The 23,044-nt window shown below is 62.7% G+C and carries 25 protein-coding genes; 17 read left to right on the plus strand and 8 right to left on the minus strand.

The genetic code is table 11. The annotated features are described in order from the left end of the window. Positions 1–29: 29 nt before the first annotated feature. The 5 genes from AC2FL1_RS07185 to AC2FL1_RS07205 all read right to left on the minus strand — a co-directional run bounded on the left by AC2FL1_RS07185 (position 30) and on the right by AC2FL1_RS07205 (position 8,365). Positions 30–3,170: a BPTD_3080 family restriction endonuclease gene (locus tag AC2FL1_RS07185; RefSeq protein ID WP_496876436.1), complete on the minus strand. Its 3,141-nt coding sequence runs from the start codon at positions 3,168–3,170 to the stop codon at positions 30–32. Further along, the gene (locus AC2FL1_RS07190) at positions 3,170–6,121 is read right to left on the minus strand and encodes a site-specific DNA-methyltransferase (RefSeq protein WP_496876437.1); all 2,952 of its coding nucleotides are present in this window, start codon (positions 6,119–6,121) and stop codon (positions 3,170–3,172) included. Before AC2FL1_RS07190 ends, AC2FL1_RS07185 begins: the two co-directional genes overlap by 1 nt. Before the next feature lie 74 nt (positions 6,122–6,195). After that, on the minus strand, positions 6,196–6,597 hold the full coding sequence (locus AC2FL1_RS07195) for a hypothetical protein (protein WP_496876438.1): 402 nt from the start codon (positions 6,595–6,597) through the stop codon (positions 6,196–6,198). After that, positions 6,594–7,916: a recombinase family protein gene (locus tag AC2FL1_RS07200; protein ID WP_496876439.1), complete on the minus strand. Its 1,323-nt coding sequence runs from the start codon at positions 7,914–7,916 to the stop codon at positions 6,594–6,596. The genes AC2FL1_RS07195 and AC2FL1_RS07200 overlap by 4 nt, the downstream gene beginning before the upstream one ends. After that, on the minus strand, positions 7,913–8,365 hold the full coding sequence (locus AC2FL1_RS07205) for a DUF2924 domain-containing protein (RefSeq protein ID WP_496876440.1): 453 nt from the start codon (positions 8,363–8,365) through the stop codon (positions 7,913–7,915). The genes AC2FL1_RS07200 and AC2FL1_RS07205 overlap by 4 nt, the downstream gene beginning before the upstream one ends. A gap of 373 nt (positions 8,366–8,738) precedes the next feature. On the opposite strand from AC2FL1_RS07205, the gene AC2FL1_RS07210 reads away from it, so the two are divergent. Beyond that, positions 8,739–9,275: a histidine phosphatase family protein gene (locus tag AC2FL1_RS07210; protein WP_496876441.1), complete on the plus strand. Its 537-nt coding sequence runs from the start codon at positions 8,739–8,741 to the stop codon at positions 9,273–9,275. A gap of 14 nt (positions 9,276–9,289) precedes the next feature. On the opposite strand, the gene AC2FL1_RS07215 is transcribed toward AC2FL1_RS07210, so the two are convergent. The 3 genes from AC2FL1_RS07215 to AC2FL1_RS07225 form a co-directional block, all read right to left on the minus strand. Beyond that, a complete protein-coding gene (locus tag AC2FL1_RS07215; protein WP_496876442.1) occupies positions 9,290–9,520 on the minus strand; it encodes a DUF1194 domain-containing protein in 231 nt (76 codons plus the stop codon). Further along, on the minus strand, positions 9,426–9,974 hold the full coding sequence (locus AC2FL1_RS07220; protein ID WP_496876443.1) for a DUF1194 domain-containing protein: 549 nt from the start codon (positions 9,972–9,974) through the stop codon (positions 9,426–9,428). Before AC2FL1_RS07220 ends, AC2FL1_RS07215 begins: the two co-directional genes overlap by 95 nt. A gap of 94 nt (positions 9,975–10,068) precedes the next feature. Continuing rightward, positions 10,069–10,746, minus strand: a complete 678-nt coding sequence (locus tag AC2FL1_RS07225) for an XRE family transcriptional regulator (RefSeq protein WP_496876444.1) — start codon at positions 10,744–10,746, stop codon at positions 10,069–10,071. A 108-nt stretch (positions 10,747–10,854) separates the two neighbouring features. On the opposite strand from AC2FL1_RS07225, the gene AC2FL1_RS07230 reads away from it, so the two are divergent. The 16 genes from AC2FL1_RS07230 to AC2FL1_RS07305 all read left to right on the plus strand — a co-directional run bounded on the left by AC2FL1_RS07230 (position 10,855) and on the right by AC2FL1_RS07305 (position 22,974). Beyond that, positions 10,855–11,544 carry a hypothetical protein gene (locus tag AC2FL1_RS07230; RefSeq protein ID WP_496876445.1) on the plus strand — a complete coding sequence of 230 codons (690 nt, stop codon included), beginning with the start codon at positions 10,855–10,857 and terminating at the stop codon, positions 11,542–11,544. Between the two features lie 278 nt (positions 11,545–11,822). Beyond that, positions 11,823–12,119: a helix-turn-helix transcriptional regulator gene (locus tag AC2FL1_RS07235; protein ID WP_496855578.1), complete on the plus strand. Its 297-nt coding sequence runs from the start codon at positions 11,823–11,825 to the stop codon at positions 12,117–12,119. Further along, positions 12,113–12,469 (plus strand): hypothetical protein, encoded by a 357-nt coding sequence (locus tag AC2FL1_RS07240; RefSeq protein WP_496855576.1) that lies wholly within the window; start codon positions 12,113–12,115, stop codon positions 12,467–12,469. The genes AC2FL1_RS07235 and AC2FL1_RS07240 overlap by 7 nt, the downstream gene beginning before the upstream one ends. A 44-nt stretch (positions 12,470–12,513) precedes the next feature. Beyond that, positions 12,514–13,002, plus strand: coding sequence for a hypothetical protein (locus tag AC2FL1_RS07245; protein WP_496855574.1), 489 nt, complete (start codon positions 12,514–12,516; stop codon positions 13,000–13,002). 65 nt (positions 13,003–13,067) lie between these two features. Then, on the plus strand, positions 13,068–13,766 hold the full coding sequence (locus tag AC2FL1_RS07250; protein ID WP_496855572.1) for a hypothetical protein: 699 nt from the start codon (positions 13,068–13,070) through the stop codon (positions 13,764–13,766). After that, the gene (locus AC2FL1_RS07255; protein WP_496876446.1) at positions 13,759–14,238 is read left to right on the plus strand and encodes a hypothetical protein; all 480 of its coding nucleotides are present in this window, start codon (positions 13,759–13,761) and stop codon (positions 14,236–14,238) included. Before AC2FL1_RS07250 ends, AC2FL1_RS07255 begins: the two co-directional genes overlap by 8 nt. Continuing rightward, entirely contained in the window at positions 14,235–15,128 is an 894-nt protein-coding gene (locus tag AC2FL1_RS07260; protein ID WP_496876447.1) for an ATP-binding protein, read from the plus strand. Before AC2FL1_RS07255 ends, AC2FL1_RS07260 begins: the two co-directional genes overlap by 4 nt. A gap of 13 nt (positions 15,129–15,141) precedes the next feature. Then, positions 15,142–15,810 (plus strand): hypothetical protein, encoded by a 669-nt coding sequence (locus AC2FL1_RS07265; RefSeq protein WP_496855566.1) that lies wholly within the window; start codon positions 15,142–15,144, stop codon positions 15,808–15,810. Positions 15,811–15,821: 11 nt separating this feature from the next. Next, positions 15,822–17,519 carry a DEAD/DEAH box helicase gene (locus AC2FL1_RS07270; RefSeq protein WP_496855564.1) on the plus strand — a complete coding sequence of 566 codons (1,698 nt, stop codon included), beginning with the start codon at positions 15,822–15,824 and terminating at the stop codon, positions 17,517–17,519. Beyond that, the gene (locus AC2FL1_RS07275; RefSeq protein ID WP_496876448.1) at positions 17,516–17,941 is read left to right on the plus strand and encodes a DUF6511 domain-containing protein; all 426 of its coding nucleotides are present in this window, start codon (positions 17,516–17,518) and stop codon (positions 17,939–17,941) included. The genes AC2FL1_RS07270 and AC2FL1_RS07275 overlap by 4 nt, the downstream gene beginning before the upstream one ends. Beyond that, entirely contained in the window at positions 17,938–18,708 is a 771-nt protein-coding gene (locus AC2FL1_RS07280) for a hypothetical protein (RefSeq protein WP_496876449.1), read from the plus strand. The genes AC2FL1_RS07275 and AC2FL1_RS07280 overlap by 4 nt, the downstream gene beginning before the upstream one ends. Beyond that, positions 18,660–21,092, plus strand: a complete 2,433-nt coding sequence (locus tag AC2FL1_RS07285; protein ID WP_496876450.1) for an AAA family ATPase — start codon at positions 18,660–18,662, stop codon at positions 21,090–21,092. Before AC2FL1_RS07280 ends, AC2FL1_RS07285 begins: the two co-directional genes overlap by 49 nt. 312 nt (positions 21,093–21,404) lie before the next feature. Next, positions 21,405–21,731: a hypothetical protein gene (locus tag AC2FL1_RS07290; protein ID WP_496876451.1), complete on the plus strand. Its 327-nt coding sequence runs from the start codon at positions 21,405–21,407 to the stop codon at positions 21,729–21,731. Between the two features lie 91 nt (positions 21,732–21,822). Further along, on the plus strand, positions 21,823–22,359 hold the full coding sequence (locus AC2FL1_RS07295; protein WP_496876452.1) for a crossover junction endodeoxyribonuclease RuvC: 537 nt from the start codon (positions 21,823–21,825) through the stop codon (positions 22,357–22,359). After that, positions 22,356–22,559 (plus strand): hypothetical protein, encoded by a 204-nt coding sequence (locus AC2FL1_RS07300; RefSeq protein ID WP_496876453.1) that lies wholly within the window; start codon positions 22,356–22,358, stop codon positions 22,557–22,559. Before AC2FL1_RS07295 ends, AC2FL1_RS07300 begins: the two co-directional genes overlap by 4 nt. Then, a complete protein-coding gene (locus AC2FL1_RS07305; RefSeq protein ID WP_496876454.1) occupies positions 22,552–22,974 on the plus strand; it encodes a DUF6362 family protein in 423 nt (140 codons plus the stop codon). The genes AC2FL1_RS07300 and AC2FL1_RS07305 overlap by 8 nt, the downstream gene beginning before the upstream one ends. The last annotated feature ends 70 nt before the right edge of the window (positions 22,975–23,044 follow it).

The raw sequence follows: 23,044 nt of genomic DNA on the forward strand, positions 1-23,044 counted from the left end.
TAGATCTTATTCGACCATTCAGCGTTGGTCTAGGAAAGCTGAAATGGCCCTTCTTCCCACTTGTTCTGAGTAAACGCGTTCATCTGGATGCCGAGCCGCCCCGGATCCTCTACCAACAGGTATCTCCATGCACCGTGCTCACCGAGGCGATTGACGGCTTCGACCCACCGTTCAGCCGCTTTCGCCTTGGCATCGGCATCGTCAGTGACCTGACCCTTGATCTCGACAATGACGTTCTCGTCCCGATCCGTGACAACAAGGAAATCGGGGATGTACCGCGATAGCAGGCCACGATGCCGGTAGGGGATCGTGAACCCCAGCCGGTCATTCTTGACCCACCTTTTCACGCCCGGATGGCTGTCGAGAAGGAAGGCGGCACTTTGCTCCCACTTCTTCGTGTCAGCCACCATCGCGTTCAGATGACACCTCGTGACCGGGTAGATCGGTTTCGTCGTGTGAAAATCGACGTAAAGCGTGCTTCCCCTACCGGCTGCACCTTGGGGAATGATGGCAACCTCGCCGCCGCCGGTTGCTGATCCCTTCTTGATGGCTTCGAGCAGGGAGCCGATGGCAGCCTGCATGTATTCGCCGACCAGAAGCACGTCGCACGGCCGACTATCGCCCTTTCGATCAAGCTTTTCTGCAAGGAAGCGCTTCGCTGCGAATGCGACCTTCGGGAAGAGCTGCTGGACTGGAACTGCTTCGGCGCCGTTGTCCGAAAGCCAGCGGTCGCAGATCTCACGTGCCAACCTGAACGCAACCTGCTGATCGCGAAACCGGGCGCGCCAGTCCTTCAACGAGAGGATCGGGCGTTCACCGGGCCCGAATGCCGCTAATGTCCCGTCAGGTGTTGTCAGAGGGGTCAGCTCAACCACTTGTGGGATCTTCATCGGGTCGATCGTCACCTTGGCGACCTTGCTCCAGTCGATATGCACATCGAACTGGCCCGACTGGTGGTAGCCGGTCACGATGGGAAAGGTGATCTCGAACTCGGTCTTTTCCGGGACGGAGTATATGTGGTTCGGATCTGGCTGCGGCGGTTGCGGACCGACCGGCTTCACCTTGAAAGGAATGAGCTCGAAGGGGACACCGAAGACCTTGGCCGTCTCCTCGGCGAACATCTGAGTTTCCTCGTCGAGCGCATAGCTCTTGCGCCTCAATGCCCGCCCGACGACCTGCTCGCACAGGAGCTGTGAGCCAAACGGACGGAGCCCGACGATGTGCGTGACCGTGTTGGCGTCCCAGCCTTCCGCCAGCATCGCGACCGAAACGATGCAGCGGACGTCGCGCCCCGGCGGGATGCGCTCATCGATCCATTTCAGCGAACCGTCGTTGTCATCGCTGGCCACCTTGTCATTGTGCTTTCGCACCAGCTCGGACCAGTCCTCGGGGATCTTGCCGCCCGGCCATTCCGGTTTGCCGACCGTGTCGAGAATGAATCGAAGCCGCTTGGTCTCGTCCTTTGACCCGCCTTCCTCGATGTCCTCCATGACCTTCGAGTCGATCCTGACAGTGACCTCCTGCCCGGGCGCGTTCCGGAACCAGGCAGGAGAAACCCCGTAGCTGTCGTTCCCATTCGCCAGCCAGTCATGGACTTCCTTGGCAACGGCGGTGTCTCGGCACACGACGATGAACACCGGCGGCACCGGATGCTTCTGCTGCTGCTTGGAATGCTGTTCCCATTCGAGGAAGCGCTCGTGCCACTCCTGCGCCAGCAGGTTGATGGGCGCGGACGCGTAGTTCATCACGATCTCGGGCGTGATGTTCGTGCCGAGGCCATCCTCCTTGGCCTTCGCCTGAACCCAGCGCCAGATGTTGAAGTAGGCGGCCTCCTCGGCGCCCGACACGTCGCGGGCCGGCAGCTGCGGGATCTTCACAAGTCCGGACTCGATCGCATCCAGCAAACCGAAATCCGACACGACCCACGGGAATGGCTTGCCGACCTCGTTTCCCGAACCCTGTATGTAGAACGGCGTCGCCGACAGATCGACACAGAGGTTGATCCCACGCCGCCGGCTGCCGCCCGCAAGCTTGTTGATCCGGTCCAGGCCCTCGATCCAGATCGTGGCCTCCCGGGCGTTCTTCTTCGCGAGGTCCTTGTCCTCGTCGAGGCTTTCCTCGGTTGCCGTGTCGCCGCGACGGTAGGCGTGGTGCGCCTCGTCGTTGAAGATCAGCCAGTGGGGGCTACGACCCTTGCCGCTGCCAAGCTCCCGCCGGATGCGCTTGAACCACGCCTGGTCGGACTCGAAGTACTTCGTCTCGACGCTCTCGTTGGCCTTGCCCGCGTTCTTCACCACCTCGACCGGCTCACCGGTCTTCACCACCTTGGCGCTGTCGCCGTTGACCGAGTTGGTCTCCTTTTTCGCCAGCCGGTGCCAGTTCGCGATCATGACCTCGCCACGCCGCAGCTCTTCCATCCGGTGCGGCGGGACCAGCTGTCGTGTTCGGTAGAGGCTCAGGTCGCCGAGCGCCGGATCCAGCTCCTGCAACCGCTCGCGGATCGTCACGTTGGGGCAGACGATCAGGATGGTGTCCGAGAACCGGTCATCCCGCGGCGAGGCCACGCGGTTCAGGATCGACCAGGCGGCCAGCATGCCCATGACGGTCGTCTTGCCGCTGCCGGTCGCCATCTTGCAGGCGTAGCGCAGGAAGGCGCGCACACCGGCCGCCTTGGCCTCCAGGCCCGGCTCGTCCTTCGGGATTTCTGGAAGGCCCTTGCGATAGACGTCCTTCGCCTCGACGAGGAAGATGATCGTCTCGGCCGCTTCGATCTGGGCGAAGAACAGGCGCTGCATCCGCTGATCGCTGCGCCACAGGTCCAGAAGCTCGCGCGTCACCGGGGACGCGCCGTCATATGCCACGCCACCACTGTGCACGCCCGCCCGCCAGTCCTTCACTCGGCCGCGGATGGCATTGACGATCTCGAGCTCGACTTCCTCGCCCGCCTGGCTCTCGAACAGCTCGGCCTGGTCGCGGCTCGCGCGCCCCCGCCCGGCGTGTTCCGGCACGCGGTAGAAGTAGCTCGCGCGGCGGCGCCCCTCAGCCTTGTAGGGCGGCTTCGCCTTCTCGATCTTCCAGTGACACTTCGGTTCCTCGAAGGGCGAGTTGATGATCGGGGACTCGACCTCGGCGACGGTGAGCGGGGCGTCCTGCTGTGCGGCCTCGGGCATCAGACGGCATCCTCTTCGCTGCGGGTCGCCATCAGCTCGTTGCCGCGTTCGTCGATCACCTTCACAGCGATCCGCTTCTTGTCACCCAGCGCGAAAGGCTCGCTGACCGTCCCCGCGAGGTGCGACCAGACGCTGTCCTCGAACTGGCCCTTCAGCGATTTCTGCAGGTTGTCCCAGGCGCTGGTCTTGGGAAAGAACACCTGGCTCGCGTAGAACGCCATGCCGTTGTGATTGGTGTCGAGCATCCAGCAGGGCAGGTTCTCGGCGTCGATGTGGTCCGTGTCCATCAGGTGTGGCAGGAAGATGTCGAGCCCGCGCAGCACCACGCGATAGAGCGGCGTGCCGTCGTCGCGCTTGCCTGCCTTCTCCAGCCGCACATCCGGCAGGCCGGTGATCGAGAAGATCTCGCTGCCCTTCGTCGTCTTGAGCAGGTCCGACATCACCACATCCGGCGTCATCGAGATGTAGGCGGTCGGGATCTTCATCTTCTCGAGGATCTCGCGCGCCTTGGCCTGGATCGCGAAGCCGAACAGGAACAGCTGGCCAAAGCCTTGGCTCATCGCCTCCATCGCGGCGTTGAACACATAGTCCGAGCCGATGGCGCCGTCCTCGGGACCGAAGGCGATGGCGATGGTCTTCTCACTGCCATTCTTCGCCACGGCCTCGGCATGCAGATACTCGCGGTCAGCGAGCGGGCGGACGTTCTCGAGCTGCAGCGTCTCGTTGCCCGGCAGGCTGAGCGACTTGCTCTGCCGTAGCACTTCGATCATCCGGTCGAGATAGGCGCGCGGACTTGAGGACTGCGGCTGCGCCGAGGCGCCGTCTGCGTCCTCCTCCATGCTCATTGCCGCCTGAATGGTCGCTTCGACGGTGAAGGGACCACATACGCGAGTAATCTTATTGTTTTCGGAAGGCAGGTCAGAAAGTGTGATTGTCGCAGGGTCATCGTTGTTTACGATTGACTTGAGTGTAATACGCGGAACCAATCCGCCAATTTCCTCGCCTTTCCTGTTTTGCTTTCGCTCGTAGACAAAGCCGCCAGCCGGCCCTTTGGACGGTTCTTTCAGTCGATACCAAGGGAAGGTGCTCGTTAGAAGTCGCTGTCGCGCCAAGGCAATGGGAACACGAGAGGTGTCTATCGTGATCCACCGACGCCCCCACTGCTCAGCGACTACCGCAGTCGTCCCGGAGCCGCAGGTTACATCTAGCACCAAGTCACCTGGGTCGGTTGCCATCAACATGCAACGTCGAACTGCGGATAGAGCAGTCTGCACAACGTAAACCTTCTTCCCGCCGAACTGATTTTGTCCCAGCGTGTCCTGCCAAATGTTTCCCAGCGGAAATACCGGGAAGTCGGAGAACTTTCGCACATAAGCCAACGAGTTCTTTGTGGCGGTAATCCGACCCTCGGCTAGGAGCCGCTTCATGCCGTTCTCGTCTGTTTTCCAGTAACCTGGCTCGGGTCGGAATACCTTTCCGTTGAATTCAACATCATAGCGCGACCCGGGGTTTTGGGACGTGATATTATCGAAAGCGACGAGTTCGGCCCCATCGGGAAGTTGAAGTTCGCCATTTTCGTCTTCGAATTGGCTAGCCGGTGCCGCTGTGCCGTCCGCGAGCATAACGCGCGTGTAGCCAGTGGCTCCTTGCTGTCCGCGCACCTTGTGCATGAACAGGGGGTTGTACTTCAGCAGGGACTTATCCCGGGCATACCAGAGAATAGTGTCGTAGATGCTCGAAATAAGCGTTGAAGTGGAGGAGGTCGTCTTTTGGAAGGCAATGGCGGATACGAAATTCTCAGCGCCGAAAACTTCATCAAGAATCTCTCGAACGTGGTGGATGTTGTCATCTGAGATCTGAAGGAAAATTGACCCTGAAGGATTCAGTACTTCCTTCGCAAGAGTCACCCGATCCCGGAGATAGGTCAGATAAGAGTGTAGCCCCAACTCCCAAGTGTCGCGGTAGGCCTTCACCATTTCCGGCTCGCGGATCATTTGCGGGTCGGAATTGTGCGCTACCCGATTGTCCCGCACGAATGGCTGAAAGTTCGAACCGAACTTCACGCCATAAGGCGGGTCGAAATAGATCATCTGCACTTGGCCGCCCATCCCCTCGTACTCTAGGAGCGAGTTCATCACCTGAAGCGAGTCGCCAAGGATCAGGCGGTTGGTCCAGGGGCCCTTGTGCTCGTAGGCGTCCAGCCGGTCGGCGATGTCGAGGTCCAGATCGCCGAACAGGTCCAGCGTCTGGCCGCGCGCCTTGTGCGATTTCAGTGTCTCGAGGATCGCCTGCGTCGAATGTCGCTCGTGCACGAACAAGGGCAGTGTCGGCACGGTGATCTGCTGCCGCTCGGCCTTGCCCGCCCAGTTCAGGAAGGGCTTGGTCAGGCTGCGCAGCCGCGCCGCGCATTGCGAGAGCGAGGTGAACCGCTCCTCCGTGCCCTGCCAGACCTGCGGCTCGGCAAAGATCGTGGCCTCTCCCTTCTCCGCGGCCTCTGCCACCAGGTTGAGCAGCCATTCCGCAAAGGGCCGCTCGCCGTTCTCGTCCCACGCCAGCTCCGGCGCGAGGCTGGAATCGTAGCGGTAGGTCTTCGGCGGCTTGCGATGCGAGAACTGCGCCTCGACCCCCACGTCCGGGCGCAGCACGGCCTCGTCCGCATGCGCATAGGCGGCCGACCCGTTCCCGGCCGGCATGGCAGCAGCCTTGGGCTTCGCCGACGCGGAGCCCGCGGGCGCCGGTGCCCGCCCATCCGCGCGGGAGACAGAACCACCCCGGCCGCGCCCCTTGGCCAGCACCCCTTCGGCGACGAGAGCATCCTTCGCCGCGTGATACTCAGCATCGTCCAGATCAGGCAGATGGTTGCGAAGCTCGGTGATCAGCGCCTGGTTGCCGATGGTCGAACCGTCTTCGGGCGTCAGGGAGAGTATCAGGTCGGTTAGTTTATCGGGCATGGGCGGCAGAAACTCACGAAAAGGGCTTGTTTTCCATCACCCTATCGCGACCGTTGTTCGTTTGCACGCGTGATTCAGCCTAGGTCGCGTTCCGTCGTCCATTGTGCATGCTGTTCGTTCCAGTCCACCGGGAAAGGATCCACTAGGTTCGCGAGCGTGATGTCCGGATGCTGACGACCGGCCATGATCGCATCAACGATGTCGGGGGACAGTAACGAGAGGCGCATCAGCCGCGCCATATAGGTAAAGGCGATGCCCTCCTTTTCGGCAAGCTCGGATATCGAAGAGAACTCTCCCGACTCCAGCATCCGCTTCCATCGGAACGCGCGCGCCAGCGCCTTGACAAGGGTGTTATCTGCCCGGCGCGGCAGGGTGGCGCCTTCCGGCAGCTGCATCTCCTTCCGCCCGCCGCGCTTCACGAATTGGAGTGGGACGTGGAGCGTCACCGTGTCGGGGATCGGCGTGCCGCGTGTCATGCTGCGGCCTCGATATCGCCAGCCAGCATTTCACGCGCAAGTCCGCCGAGGCCGTCGACGCGGAGCCGGACGTTCAGGCCGTCCGTACCGATGTCGACCCGTTCAACCAGCAGCGCCACGATGCGCGCCTGCTCGGCGGGAAAGAGTTCGTTCCACAGCGGATCGAGTTGCTGAAGTGCTGCGCGGGCGTCGACTTCGGTGACGTTGTCGACGTGGGCACGCGCAGCCTTCCATGTCCCCGCCACGATCTCGGGCTGGCGGAACACGGCGCGGAGCTGGTCGATGACGGCCGCTTCTATCTCGCCCGCGGGCACCCGGCCGATGGGGCAGGATCCGGCACCATGCTTCAGCACGGTCTGACTGACATAGTAGCGGTAGAGACGATCCCCCTTCCGAGTATGCGTCGGTGAGAACGCGGCGCCATCGGGCCCGAACAGCAGCCCCTTCAGCAGCGCGGGCGTGTCGGCGCGGGTGCGGGCCGCGCGCTTGCGTGGGCTCTCCTGCAGGATGGCGTGGACGCGGTCCCAAATCTCGGGATCGATGATGGCGTCGTGCTCGCCTGGATAGCTGTCGCCCTTGTGGACCGCCTCGCCGATGTAGGCGCGGTTGCTGAGCAACCGGTAGATGTATTTCTTGTCGATCCGGTTGCCGCGGGGCGTGCGGATGCCGCGCGCGCCGACCTCCCGCGCCAGTTCCGTGCATGACCCGATCTCGAGGAAGCGGGCGAAGATCCAGCGCACATGCTCGGCATGCTCGTCGACGACCAGCTTCCGGCTCTCGACCCGATAGCCGTAGGGCGGCACCCCGCCCATCCACATGCCCTTCTTCCGACTGGCGGCGACCTTGTCCCGGATGCGTTCAGCCGTAACCTCGCGCTCGAACTGGGCGAAGGACAGCAGGATATTCAGCGTCAGCCGCCCCATCGACGTGGTCGTGTTGAACGACTGCGTCACCGAAACGAATGTCACGCCATTCCGGTCGAACACCTCGACCAGCTTGGCGAAGTCGGCGAGCGAGCGGCTGAGGCGGTCGATCTTGTAGACCACCACCACATCGACCAGCCCGTCCTCGATGTCGGCCATCAACCGCTTCAAGCCGGGGCGTTCCAGCGTACCGCCGGAAATGCCGCCGTCGTCATATTGATCGCGGACCAGCACCCAGCCCTCGGAACGCTGGCTGGCGATATAAGCCTCGCAGGCCTCGCGCTGAGCGTGGAGGCTGTTGAACTCCTGCTCCAGCCCTTCCTCGGAGGATTTCCGGGTGTATACCGCGCAACAGAGCTTGCCGACGACCTTCGACTTTTCGGGCAGCTTCGTCATGTGCGCCCCCGATGGTTCTTCAGCCCGAAGAAGACCCAGCCGTTCCAGCGGGTGCCGGTGATGGCGCGGGCGATGGCCGACAGCGACTTGTAGGGCCGCCCCTGCCATTCGAAGCCGTCAGCCATGACCGTGACGACATGCTCAACGCCCTGCCACTCGCGAATCAGCCGGGTGCCCGTGATCGGCATCAAGTCGGCGCGCATCCTGCTCTTCTTGCGATCGCCGCCGTCGAGGTCCTCGCCCAGCTTTTCCAGCCGCCGGATCGTCTCCGGTTTCAGCCCGCCATAGGTCAGTTCCTGGATGCGGTAGGCGAGACGGCTCTCAAGGTAGCGGCGGTTGAACGGCGGCGGGTCGCTGTCGAACAGGTCGCGCCATTGCGCCTTCAGCTCCGGCGTCGTCGCGGTCTTCAGCGCGGCCAGGCGCGCGGGAATTGGATCGTGGGTCGTCATGCGGTTCTCCGGTGAGTTGGAGTTGCATGACGGCATTGGTCGGGCGAGTTGTGTAGCGAAATGTCTCCTGTTTCTGCAGAGAGTTCACCCCTGTCTCGGAACCGCAACCGGACGAGGCCCAACGCCAAGATGGAGCACAGTTCTGCGCGCCGTTCCATCGCGGTCATCTTGGTGGGTGACAGGGGGTTTGACCCCAGTCGCGATGTGTTGATCGTGTTTCGCATGGGGCAACGCTACCCATGCGCCCGTCGAAAACAATGCAGTTCAATGACTTACGGGAATTGCGCGTAGGCAGACGGACGCATGCGTATCGCCTGGTGTCGGATATGTCTTGCGGTCTGGACAGACCGGGCGCGACTCCTAGATTTCACTCATGCGTCTGATCCCATTCATCCTGCTTCTCCTGCCCACATCGCTTTTCGCCAATGACTGGGACGCCCTTGCACAACCCGGCGCGATCACGATCATGCGGCATGCGCTGGCCCCTGGAACGGGCGATCCCGCCACTTTCGAACTTGGGGATTGCGAAACGCAGCGGAACCTTGACGCGCGCGGCCGCAACCAGGCCCGCGCGATCGGTGCGGCCTTTCGGGAGCGTGGGATTTCGTTCGAACTGGTGCTGACGAGCCAATGGTGCCGGACCCGCGAAACTGCGGAACTTCTCAATCTCGGGCCAGTGGTCGAAGCCCCGGCATTGAATTCTTTTTTCGGCAGATACGAGCGACGAGACGGTCAGACCCGCGACACGCTCGCCTTGCTACAGGAACACGAGGGCCGCGTGATGCTTGTCACGCACCAGGTCAATATTTCTGCCCTCGCGGGACAAGCGACGCGATCCGGTGAGGTCCTGATCATTCGGCAGCACGAGGGCGAAATCGAGGTTTTGGGCAGCATCCTGTTGGATCCCTGACGGATCCAGCTCTCCTACCGGCTCGCAATGTCTCGCGATGGCATTTCACCCGAGATCTCAAGGATCAGTTTCCGCCGAATGGACTCGGCCAGATCGGCTTCGCTGGTTGCGGTCTCGACAAAGGCGCCAAGGCCGCCGATGATCTGCTCCTCATAAATGGCGCCGAGGTCCGGGTAACGGGCCGGTGTGTTGCAGAACCTGCAAAGGATGGGCAACCCGTTGATCGTGATCCCGGCCGCAACCACCGCGTCGCGTGCAGACTGAATGGAGGGCCTCGGAAAAGCTGTTGGGGCTGTCGCCCGAGAAATCGATGACTTTGCGCCATCCCTCGAACGCGTTTTGTTCGATCAGCCGCTTTCCATCGAGCAGGGCCGCACCGATTGCATTGCGGCCATAAGCCTGTCTCGGCGGTGCAATCAACGCGGCCGCAAATGCCTGTGCACTTTCGGGACCATCAATCCTGGTCCAATCGACAACAACCGCAGTGTTTGCCGCCCATTCAACATAGGTCACGGCGATTGCGCCGTAAGCGGTGTTGCCGATAGCGGAAAGAACGCGTGGATCGGTCAACGCCTCGGCATATCCCTGCCTCTGAAACCGGATTTCTTCCTCTGAGATCGATCCGGAGGCATCGGCCAGCAAAACCAGTTCAAGGTCGACGTCTTGTGCAGCGACCGGGACTGCGAAAAGGAAGGTCAACAGGCAGGAAAAGACACGCATTTTGGAAGGGTATCACAACTATGAACCCGAGCCACCAGTAACGGGCTTGTACGCAGCCTCAGCTTCCCGCCCTTCAAATCTCCCGCGCGAACCACCTGATCCGCCCGACGATGTGAACTTCCTCGGAAGACCGCTCATAAGGGCTGTAGAGCCGATTGTCGGAGATGATCCGCACTGCCGGCGGATCGCTGCTCGGCACATGTTCGAGCCGCTTGGCCACGAGCCCCACACCGTCGTCCAGCACGAAGATGCCGGGCGGGTTTGGCGTCCGCCGGGTCAGGTCGACCAGCACGGTATCGCCATCGCGCAGCGTCGGTTCCATGCTGTCGCCCTCGACATGCATCATCCGCAGCTGCGACGGGCTGGCCTTGAGGCTCTCCTTGATCCAGGAGCGCCGGAAATGATAGGCGCGGTCACTGTCTTCCTGGAACTCGTCGACAACCGCACCGCCCCCCATGGATGGGCGGGCACCGGCATGGGCGATGGCCACGAATGCCTGGTCAGGGTTTTCGATGAAGGGAGAAACACCTTCCACTTCACCGATCCCATGCAGCAGCCAGTCGAGATCGACGCTCAGCAGTACGGAGATTGTCGCGAGTTTTTCCCGGCTGGGATGCGCCGAGCGCCCGCGCAGGATGTCGTAGACGAAGGATCGGTTCACGCCGGCCTTCTCGGCGAGATGCGCCGGGGTGATGTCCAATTGCCGCGCCCGGGCACGCAGACGATCGGCGAGAGTATGATGTGCGGTCATGCTGCCCCCAGCGGCCTGTGGATAATATTAGGACAAAATAGGATTGCCTCGACTCTGTCAAGAAGATAGGAACAAAAGGCAAACAAAAGTGCCGAGATTGGAATCTGAATGGGGCGTATCCGGAAGGCATATTACACACTCGACGAACTCGTCGAGATCTGGCGATTCCCCGAAGCGGATCTCCGCTATGTCGTGGAGAACGATCTGCTCGGGCTCTCGTTCCGCCTCGTCGGCTCCTGGGTGGAGGTGGGCGAATATGAGTCCACCGACGAGGGGGACTGGTTCTCGGTACCGCATGAACACCTCCGCTATGACGGTCTCGTTGATCTTCACAAGCGCGATGCGATCGCGCTCTTGCGGGATGGTCGGGTAGAGGTTGCGCATTTCGTAATTCGCCCCGACGGCTATGCATCTCTGCTGCGCGATGAGGAATTCGTGGTGGTGAACCGGGTCGATGTGCTGATCCGCTCCGAGGAACGGCACCGCTTCGAAGCCGAGGTGATGCCGTCTCTGATGGCTCCGGTAGAAACTCCTAAGCTATTCGAAAACTTCACCTATCAAGGCCGAACCTATCGCTTCACTCCGACCCAGGCCAGGGTTCTGGCATTTCTTTTCGAAGCGGGTCAGTCCGGCAAGCCATGGCAGCGCGGAAAGGTGGCTCTGACCGCCGCTGGATCGAGTTCATTGAAAATGGGCGATCTGTTCAAGCGCCAACCGGAATGGCGCGATATCGTCGAGCATGACGGCCGCGGCAGTTATCGCTTGGAGCCGGCTCTCTTGCACCGACAGGCGGCCTGAGCGCACCGCCTTTCTGAAGCCTGTCCCATTTATCTTTGCCCGCCGAGGAGGCGGGCTTTTTGATTCGTGGTGCGGCAGGTTTTGACCATTCGGGTGTGTGCTGCAGGGCAGACGTAAAGGGCGACGCCGGGGGGACACGGGGGCGACGCGTCTCCTCTTCAGGCCGACACGCATTGTTTTTGCCAGAGAAAAGAAATCGCGTTTGTCTGCCACGTGTCCGCCGACGTCCTACCCTGTCCTGATGCAGTCTCTTCTCAGCATAACGAGAGGAGATATCGATGCCGCAGAAGCATTGTCTGAACCAGAAGGAGCTGGCCCGGCGCTGGGGAATTTCTCACCGCACTTTGGAACGCTGGCGCTACACCGGCCTGGGACCGGCCTTCCTGAAGCTCGGCGGTCGTGTGCTGTACCGGCTGCCGGATATCGAGGCCTTCGAGCAGAGCCAGCTCCAGCGCGCCGTCGCGATCAGCAAGGCCGTCGCTCGAGTGGAGCAGGCGCCGCGGCGTCTGACCGCCGATCCGGCCAGAGCGACCGGTCCTGCCGATCCGTTCCATCGGGTCGCGCGGGCATGCTGATGGTAACCCCGAGCCATATCGGGCGACCCGTGTCCGAACCACGCCTCAGCGACATCGCCTTCTGTGCCTGGATCAGCCAGGCAGGCCCCGGGGAATGCCTCGAGTATCACCGGGGCTTTCTCGGCATCGACGTCACACCCGTGATCTCGCTGCTGCCGGAGACAGAGCGTCGTAGCCTCTGTGATCTCGCGCAAATGGCGCTGCGGGCCTTCGAGGCCGGTCTTGTCCACCTGGTGCAGGTGCGCCTCGGCCCGGATCGGTTCGCCTATCTCGCCATCGCCCGCCGGCGGTCCCGCAGCGCGGAGGCGTCGCTGTCGCGGTTGCTTCTGCCGGACCCGGAGGCTGCGTGATGTCCACTTTTCAATCCCTGTTTGCCACCCCTGGAGACTCGTACATGCCCTTTCCCGAGAATGCCCCTACGGCGGACGATCTCTTGTCACTGAGTTCGACCGAGATAGCTGACCTTCCGGTCGAATTGCTCGCGGTGCTGCAGCGAGAGATCGACGAGCAACTGAAGGCTGTAAAGACGGCCAAGACCCGGTTCGACAGCGCTCTGACCGTCCGCTACGCCGCCCGCGCAGCCGCGGAACGGCAGGCTTTGACGAAGGACACAGGCACTGTCCGCTTCGATGATGGAGATTTCACCATCGTCGCGGATCTGCCGAAGCGGGTCGAATGGGATCAGGATCGCCTCGCCGCCATGGTCGAGCGTATTCGCGCCGCCGGGGATGACCCGACCGAATATGTCGACATCAGCTTCAAGGTGCCCGAGCGAAAATACACTGCCTGGCCGGATGCGATCCGTACCGGGTTCGAGCCCGCGCGTACCGTGAAGGTCGGTGCACTCAAGGTCACGATCGAGCCGAGTGAGGCCGCGAAATGACCGCGCCTGCTCCCATTCCATCGAGTGTTCCGGATCTCCCCGGACTGATTGACCGGGCGGCAACCATGCTGGCCAACGCCAAGACGGCTGCCGAGGTGCTCGAAGCCCGTGAAGCTGCCGGGCTTGCCTACGATGTCGCCAAACGGGCCGCACGTTTGAAAAACGCCAAGTCTGCGCATGATGATCTGATCGCCGCCGCCCATCGCGCGCAGGCCGACGCGCTGGAAATCGAAGCCGCCGCCAAGCGGCGACTGGCCGATGAATATGATGCGGCCCAGGACCGCGGCGAGGTTGCGGGCCGGTCTCGGAGCTGCGTTGGCGCCGACAACGCACCTGCAACCGCCGCCGACCTCGGTCTCCGCCGCGATCAAATCCATGAAGCGCGGCTGATCAGGAACGCAGAGGTTGCTGATCCGGGCATCGTGCGCCGCACGCTCGACGAAAAACTCGAGCGTGGTGAAGAGCCGAGCCGGGCCGCGCTGCGCAAGATGGTGGTCGATGCTGCCATGCGGGGAATGCGCCCTGAGCGCAAACCAAGTCGCCGGAACCCGCTCTATGTCCCGCCGACGCCGCAGCAGGCCGCCTGGCAGCATGTCACCGGTACGTTCCGCGCCTTCGCCGAATGGGCCTCGGACGACACGCTCGCCTTGGCCCGCGAGGGCATGAACGAGGCCCAGGGCAGCCAGTTTCACCATCTCGACATCGCTGCCATCGCGGCGGGGTCGAAAGCTTTCACCAAAATCAAGGAGTGGTTCGATGCTTGACAGCCAGTCAGCAGCCTTTGCCGAACGCGTCTGGGAGGTGGCCTCCCAACTCGGCAACAATGCCCCGAAAATAGCCGACGACATCATGGGCGCGGCCTTCCCGCTGACCTGTTCGCAGGCACGGGCGGAAGGCGCGATGCGCATGCTGCGCACCGGGATCATTTCCGAAGTGAAACGGATCCTGCGCAACCGGTGTGATGGGCTGACCCAGACGGATTTCGCTGACCGCTGCGATGCCTTTGCGCCTCTCGTGAGCGACCTGCGCTCGAAGTCCTACTTCGTCGAAAGCGCGGAGGAATACGTCGTGGTCCCGGACCTGATCGAAGACCCCGATCTGCTCAATGACGCGCGCCAGTTCATGCGCCGCAAGGGCCGCGAATGTCTCGCCGAAGCCGACCGGCTCGATGCGCTATATACCGCTGTCACTGGTACCGCCTGCACTTCCGACGCCAACGGCGAGGTGCAGTCATGACTGGCGCGCTCCCCATCATCACCGCCGATCAGCGCATGGCGGAATCCCGCGGCATCAAGGGCGTGATCTTTGGCCGCTCGGGGATTGGCAAAACCAGCCTTCTCTGGACACTGCGGAACTCCACCACGCTGTTCTTCGACCTCGAAGCCGGTGATCTGGCCATCGAGGGTCTGGCAATCGACGCAATTCGGCCGCGCACCTGGACGGAATGCCGGGACTTCGCGGTGTTCATCGGCGGGCCGAACCCGGCGCTGCGCGACGATCAGGTGTACAGCGCCGCCCATTATGCCGCCGTTTGCAAGAAGTTCGGCGATCCTGCTGCGCTCGACAAATACGACACGGTGTTCATCGACTCGATCACCGTGGCCGGGCGGCTCTGCTTTCAATGGTGCAAGGGCCAGCCCGAGGCGCATTCGGAAAAAACCGGCAAGCCTGACGTGCGCGGGGCCTATGGGCTGCATGGGCGCGAGATGATCGCGTGGCTGACGCATCTGCAGCACACCCGCGGCAAGAACATCTGGTTTGTCGGCATCCTCGACGAGAAGCTTGATGACTTCAATCGCAAGGTCTTCGTCCCCCAGATCGATGGCTCCAAGACCGGTCTCGAACTGCCGGGGATCGTCGATCAGGTCATTACAATGGCCGAGATCAAGGGCGACGGTGATCAGCTGCAACGCGGCTTCGTTTGCCAGACCCTGAACCCCTGGGGCTACCCTGCCAAGGACCGGTCCGGCCGCCTCGATATGATCGAGCCGCCGCACCTTGGCCAGCTGATGGACAAGATCCGCGGCCCGCTTGTGCCCGCCGAGCGCCGCCTGACCTATCAGCCGCCCCAGCTTCCGAGGCCGCCCGCTGCGACGGCGGACACCCCCAACGCTTCCTCCAACTGAAAGGACCCGAGCCATGTCTCTCTGGAACGATTTCAACGACGCGCAGTCGAATGCCAATGTCATCCCGAAGGGCACGCTGGCCAAGGTGCGCCTGACCATCCGTCCGGGCGGATTTGACGATGCCTCCCAGGGCTGGACCGGCGGCTATGCGAAGCGCGGTGGCACCGGGGCGGTGTTCCTCGATGCCGAATACACCGTGCTCGAAGGTCAATATGCCAAGCGCAAGATCTGGTCGATGATCGGGCTCTACAGCCCGAAAGGCCCGGACTGGGCCAACATGGGGCGCAGCCTCATCCGGGGCATCCTGAACTCGTCGCGTGGGCTCTCGGACAAGGACAAATCTCCCGAAGCGCAGGCGGCACGGCGCATCAACGGCTTTGCCGATCTCGATGGTCTGGAATTTGTCGCGCGGATCGATATCGGCACCGACACCAATGGGGACGAGAAGAACGAGATCCGCAATGCGGTGACGCCCGATCACAAGGAATACGCCCGGATCATGGGGGGATCGGCCCCCATGGCCTCCGCCCCCTCCCATGCTCAGCCCCACGTCCAGCCGGGTCATGCCCCCTCGACGCCCAACTATGGCGTGCCCGTGCAACAGGCACAGCCGCATCAGCCGCATCAGCCGCAACACGCGCCGGCGCCCGGATTTACCGGCCGCCCGAGCTGGGCTGAGTGAGGCCAAGCCCCATGCGCTTGCGTCCCCGCCAGAAACTCTTCGTCGAGCGCAGCCTTGCTGCGCTCGCCACCCGAGCCAACACGCTCGGCATCGCCCCGACGGGGGCGGGCAAAACGATCATGCTGTCGGCGGTCACTGGCGAAAGCATCTGCAACAGTGACGCCAAGGCCTGCGTGCTGGCCCATCGCGATGAGCTGACGGCGCAGAACCGTGAGAAGTTCGGCCGGGTGAACCCCGCGATCACAACCTCGGTGCTGGACGCGACGACCAAGTCCTGGGGCGGTCAGGTCACCTTTGCCATGGTGCCGACACTGGCGCGCGAGGGCAATCTCGCCGCCATGCCGAAGCTGGACCTCCTGGTCATCGATGAGGCCCATCACGCGGTGGCCGACAGCTATCGGCGCGTCATCGGCCGGGTGCGCGATATCAATCCCGATGCCCGGATATTCGGGGTGACGGCCACGCCAAACCGGGGCGACAGGAAGGGCCTGCGGGCGGTCTTTGACAATGTCGCGGATCAGGTCAGGCTTGGCGAGTTGATTGCCTCCGGGCACCTGGTGCCGCCGCGCACCTTTGTCATCGACGTGGGCGTGCAGGACAAGCTCAAAGCCGTGCGCAAGACCGTGTCGGATTTCGACATGGCGGAAGTGGCCGAAATCATGGACCGCGCGCCGATCACCGAAGAGGTGATCCGCCACTGGCAAGAAAAGGCGGCAGGCCGCCCGACAGTCGTGTTCTGCTCGACCGTGGCGCATGCAGCCCATGTGGCCGAAGCCTTCAATGCGGCCGGCATCCCCGCTGGCCTGATCCATGGCGATCTGCCCGGAGAGGAACGGCGCAATATCCTTGCCGCCTTCGCCCGCGGCGAAATCCGCGTCATCACCAACGTGGCGGTGCTCACGGAAGGCTGGGACCATCCGCCCACCTCCTGCGTCGTGCTGCTGCGCCCCAGTTCCTACAAATCGACCATGATCCAGATGGTGGGCCGGGGCTTGCGGACCGTCGATCCCACCGAGTTCCCCGGCGTTGTGAAAACCGACTGCATCGTTCTCGACTTCGGTACCTCGAGCCTGACCCATGGCACGCTGGAACAGGATGTCGATCTCGACGGCAGCGCTGGAACCGGCGCCGCCCCGACAAAGACCTGCCCGGGGTGCGACGCCGAAATTCCGCTGGGCTGCCGGGAATGTCCGATCTGCGGCGAAGTGCTAGTCGACGAAGAGGATGAAGCTGAAACCCGCGAGAGCGCACTTGGCGGGGCATTGTCTGGCTTCGTCATGACGGAAATCGACCTCTTGAAGCGCTCGAGCTTCGAATGGGTTGATCTCTTCGGGTCCGAGGATGCGCTGATGGCCACGGGCTTCACGGCCTGGGGTGGCATCTTCTGGATGGAGGGCCTCTGGTATGCAGTTGGTGGTGGCAAAGGTGAGACGCCCCATCTCCTCGGCGTCGGTGAACGCGCCATTTGCCTCGCTCAGGCTGACGACTGGCTGAACACCCACGAGACCGACGAAAGCGCCTTCAAGACGCGCGGCTGGCTGAACCAGCCCGCCACCGAAAAGCAGCTGCAGTACCTCACGCCCGCCGCGCGCAGTGACTTTGGCCTCACCCGCTACAAGGCCTCGGCGCTCATGACCTTCGGGTTCAACAAGCGGGCGATCCGGGAGTTGATCCTGAGTGCGGGCCCCACCGTACGGGAGGCCGCGTGATCCATGTCGCATCATCCACGCCCACAGCCCCGCTGGCTGCTGATTGCGCGGATCGCCTCCGCCTTTGGCATCCGCGGTTTCAGCCCTGTGCGATTTGCCTGCGCCCGGCACAGGGGTTCGGCTTCTTCGGCCCCAACAAGCGGCGCCCACGGGACTACCGCTGGTTCTGCTCCATGCCCTGCCAAGGGTTCTACGCCACACGTTTCAAGAAAGGACGGATCATGATCGGCATGACCGAGGAAGAGCGGCTCGCGATCGCGCTGGTGATGAAGCGCCTCGGCCAGACCATGGAGGGTATCGGCTGGCAGAAGCGTCTTTGCGATCTCTCTGAGACCGATGTGAGCGTCCTGATCGAGAACATCCTCGAGGGCTACGGCGCGGAAATGGCGCGCATCACCAAATCTCAGGAGGTGCCGTTTTGACCCTCGACTACAACCGCACCCCCAGCTTTGCCGAACGCGTGAATGACTCCGTCGACGCGGCGATTGCGGCCGAGAACGCAACGCGCGCGCCCCGCGACTATCTCGGGGGTTCCCGTCTTGGTCATGCCTGTGAGCGCGCTTTGCAGTTCGAGTTCACAGCCACACCAAAGGACGACGGCAAGGACTTCTCGGGTCAGTCGCTGCGCATCTTCGCGATCGGCCACGCGCTCGAGGATCTCGCTGTGGCCTGGCTTCGTCAGGCCGGGTTCGACCTCTACACCCGCAAAGGCAATCGGCCCGATGGCGGGCAGTTTGGCTTCTCCGTCGCGGGCGGGCGCATTCGGGGCCATGTCGATGGCATCATCGCCGCCGGGCCCGAGGGGTTTGGTCTCGCGGTTCCCGCGCTCTGGGAATGCAAGACAATGAACGCGAAGAACTGGCGTGCCTGCGTCAAGGACGGTGTGACCAAATCGAAGCCGGTCTACGCCGCCCAGATCGCCATCTACCAAGCCTACATGGAAACGCAGGTGCCGGGGATTTCCGCGAACCCGGCGCTCTTCACCGCGATCAACAAGGACACGGCAGAACTGCACCATGAGCAGGTCGCGTTCGATGCCGATCTGGCGCAGCGCATGTCCGACCGGGGCGTGCGGATCCTGCAGGCGACCGACGCGGGCGAGTTGCTGCCACGGGTCGCGGCCAATCCCGACTTCTTCGAATGCCGGTTCTGCTCCTGGGCCGAGCGCTGTTGGAGCCTGCCCGGATGACCGACGCGCCTATGGATCCGCCACCACCCGAGACACCCGAGACACCCGAGGATGCCGCAATGACCCACGATCCCGAAGACCGCGCTGAGCTGCCGAAGGAAAACCTGATCCATTTCAACCCATGGCGCGACTTCAACGATGCGGCACCCGTGGAGGATGTGTTCGGCGATGAGCCCGATCCCGAGCAGATCGCCCAATTCATGGAGGTGGTCTTCGGTTATTGCGACGGGCTGATCCCGGTCCGGAGTTTCATCGACAAGGGCCAGGGCATCGATGGGCGCCCCCATAACATCTGGATCGAGGCCAGCGGCGCTGTCTCCGAGAAGATGGCGACCTTTGCCCATTGGGCGTCGCGCGAGGGTGCGGCCGTCTATGTGATCCCCGGCACGGTCGCCGCCGCAGGGCAAGCCAAGGCCGCTGAGGTGCTGCAGATGCAGGCCGTGGTGGTCGATATCGACAATGGCGACATTGCCGCAAAGCGCGCCCATCTCGAGCGCCACCTCGGGCCGCCCACTATGATAGTGGAAAGCGGTGGCATCACGGCTGAGGCACAGCGCAAGGCCCATGTCTGGTGGAAACTCACCGAACCTGCCGAGGGCAGCGACATCGCGCGCGTGACGCGCCTGCGCGGGGATATCGCGGCCAAGGTCGGGGGCGACATGCATTTTCGCTCGGCCCACCAGCCGATCCGAGTCGCGGGCTCGGTCTATTACAAGAACAACCTCAAGACCCAGGTCCAGATCGTCGAATTGAACGCGACCCGCGAGCGCGATCTCGGCGAGTTCATCGAGGCCGTCGCTGATATGCCACCCGCCCCGGGTGTCAACCTCGCGCCAGATTTCACCACGATGGACAAGCCGCGCGCCGACGACGTTCTGGTCACGCCCGTGCGCGAAGGCGGTCAGGATGATTGGTCGCGCTTCGAGGGCGCCTCGGCCGCCATCGGGTATTTCATCCGCATGGTCCACGACGGTCGTCTCTCGAAGGATGAGGGCTGGGAAGCGATCTGCGGCTACAACGCCGCCATGCTGCGTCCCCAGTGGCCGGTGGAACGGCTGAAGCGCGAGTCCGAGCGACTCTGGGTCCTCCATGTCGAGAAGCATGGACCGCCGCTCATCCGCCTCGACAGCGCGGCCCCTGCACCGGATGAGATGCCCACCTTCACGCTGGGCGCGCTCCTGGATGACACGACGCCGATGCCGGCCGACATTATCGCGCCGCGTGTTCTGACGCCAGGTGGGCTCCTGGTGCTGGGAGGCGCACCCAAGGTGGGCAAGAGCGACCTCCTGATCTCCTGGCTCGTGCACATGGCTGCCGGGCAGCCGTTCCTTGGCTTCACCCCGCCGCGCCCGCTCAGGGTCTTCTACCTGCAGGCCGAGATCCAGTATCATTACCTGCGCGAACGGATGCAGCAGATCAACCTGTCGCCGCGTCTGCTGACGGCCGCGCGCGACAATCTGGTGGCCACGCCGAAGCTGAAAATGCTGCTCGACACCGAGGGCAGTATCCGCGTGGCGGAAGCCATCCGGCGCGCCTTCCGCACAGAACCCGTCGACATCATCTGCATCGACCCGATCCGGAACCTCTTTGACGGCGGCCCCGACGGCGGTGGCGAGAACGACAACACCGCCATGATGTTCTTCCTGAAGGATCGGGTTGAGGTTCTGCGCGATCACATCAACCCCGACTGCGGGGTGATCCTCGTTCACCACACCAAGAAACTCTCGAAACAGCAGGTGAAGGACGACCCGTTTCTGGCCCTCTCCGGCGCCAGCGCGCTGCGCGGGTTCTATACCTCTGGCCTCATCCTTCACCGCCCCGACGAGGACAGTCCGCAGCGCAAGCTGGAGATCGAGTTGCGCAACGGACCGGCGCTGGAGCCGAAACTGATCGACAAGGTCAAGGGCGAATGGGTCGAAATCAACCCGATGAACGAACGTCTTGTCGGCGCCGAGATGGGGGCAAAGCAGGATGCCGAGCGCGACCGCAAACGAGATGTGATCCTCGCCATCCTTCTCGCCGAGGCCGCAAACGGCAATCTTTATACCTCGACGCAGTTTCGTGAGAAATTCGAGAACCAGCTCGGGCTGGGCAGCCAGTCGACCATCCGCGACCGGATCAATGTACTGACCACCAAGGGCTACATTCGGTTTGTGCGGGACGGCGCACCCTTCGGGCTTCCGGTCGTGCGTTCCAGGTTCGGCTACCTCTGCGTTGAGGGGATGATTTTTGGCGGTGAGGATCGTGTCGATCCCGATACCGGCGAAGTCCTCAGCGGCGAAAAGCCGGTCCTGCCAACCCACTACAAATCGCCATCAAACGGCATCTGCCTCGAGGTCGAAGACCCCGCGGATTGGTCCATCATGGAGGATGAGAATGACTGATCTTGCCACCTCTGCGCGTTGTTCGTCCTCAGGACAAACATGTTTGTCCTCCGCCGTTGTTCGTCCTGAACTCAATGAAATCAAGGACTTGATGCAGGACGAGGACAAACATGTCCGTCCTCTTGTTCGACCTCCGTTTGCCCTGAAAGTCTTCGGTATTTCAACAACATACGCCAGAACGAGGACGAACAATCAGAGCCTATATATTATATATAGGGAGGCGGACCTGTCCGTCCCGCCTCCCTATGCCAGGATAATATCGCCGCACCCCTCGCGCACCATGTCACATCCTGTCCAGATCGGAGGTGGCCAATGACGCGCGCGAACCGTGTTGTTCACAGCATTGATTTCGACGTGGTGCCGCTCCCCGGCACTGCACTGCTGCGCGAAGGGCAACGTTATGTGGTGACCGGGTCCGACCTGCACAGCCGCAAGGATGGTGAGATCGTCCCGATCATCTACTGGCAAAGTCACTGTGCGGAATGCGGCGCGTCTTTCGAGTGTTGGAGCGGCCTGCGGTCAGGAACTCTGAACCGCCGGTGCCCGCTGCACCACGCGCCAGGCAAGGCCGTCACCGCTGCCGGCAAAAAGCATGTTGCCAATCATCTGAGCAAATACGGCCGACGCCGGAAACGCTGACACATCATCCGACGACGGCGGCCGTTACCGCCAAGCATCAACCGCCGTCGTCTTCCAGCCCCAAGCAGCCCATCTGAAAAGGAGACCACCCATGGCTGACCTGACTCTCACCAGCACCATTTCCGGCGAAACGCCGAAAACGCCGCCGCTGTCCGAACCGGCACGTACCATCCTTGCCCTTGATCTCGGCACCACGACAGGATGGGCGCTCCGGTCCGCAGACGGTCTCATTTCCAGCGGGACGGTGTCGTTCAAACCCGGCCGCTATGACGGCGGCGGCATGCGTTATCTGCGCTTCACCAACTGGCTGACGGAACTGGATCGCCTGTCCGGTCCGATCGCGGCGATCTGGTTCGAAGAGGTCCGCCGACACCTCGGCACGGATGCAGCGCATGTCCACGGTGGTCTTCTGGCCGTTCTGACAAGTTGGGGTGAACTGCGCGGCGTGCCCTACGCAGGAACACCGGTGGGAACCATCAAACGCCACGCCACGGGCAAGGGCAACGCGTCCAAGGATGCAATGATCGCGGCTGCGCGTGCGCGTGGCTACAGCCCGGCCGATGACAACGAGGCCGATGCCATCGCCATCCTGCACTGGGCGATCGAGACCCGTGGAGGTGTAGCATGAAGCGCATGAGTTTTGCTCCTCGTGGCTTTGGCGGCACCCGCCGCAGCCCGGATGAGGTCAAACGTGATGGCTGGAAGGAGCAAGGTGTCCTTGCGGTTTCCGTCGACGATCATCGGCTGACATGGCCGGAGCGCGAACTGGTTCGACAACTCGGTGAGAAATTGTACGGCCAGGAGCAGAAGGAGGGTCAAAATGGCTGATTGGACAACCGCGATGGTGCAGGACCGGTTGGAGCTGGCGGCTGACGTTTTTGCGCAGTTGCCGGCTGTGAAACCGCAGGGCTACTTCAACGCCTGGCCCGAGTATTTCCACAGTTTCGCGGATCAGGTCGGACAGGAGCCGCAGATGCGACGGCCACGACCGAGCCCGCGCCAGATCACTCAGGCCGAGGAGGCCTTGCTCTGGCTGCGCTGGCTCGAGAAGGATGATGCCCGGATCCTCTGGCTCCGAGCGAACCGTACGCCCTGGAAGCCGATCTGCTGGGAACTGGGCATCAGCCGCGCCACCGCCAACCGGCGCTGGCAGTACGGCATCGCGGTGATCGTCTGGCGACTGAATGGGAAGAGCGTATCGCGGAAGCGGTCGATGGAGTTCGTGATCAAGCGCGCTGGGTGAGCCGTTCGTTAGCTGCGGACCGATCGGATGGCTGGCGCGCGCATGATGAAGACGTTGTGATTGGCCTTGG

This window comes from Ruegeria sp. YKSF070 (genome assembly GCF_059612725.1).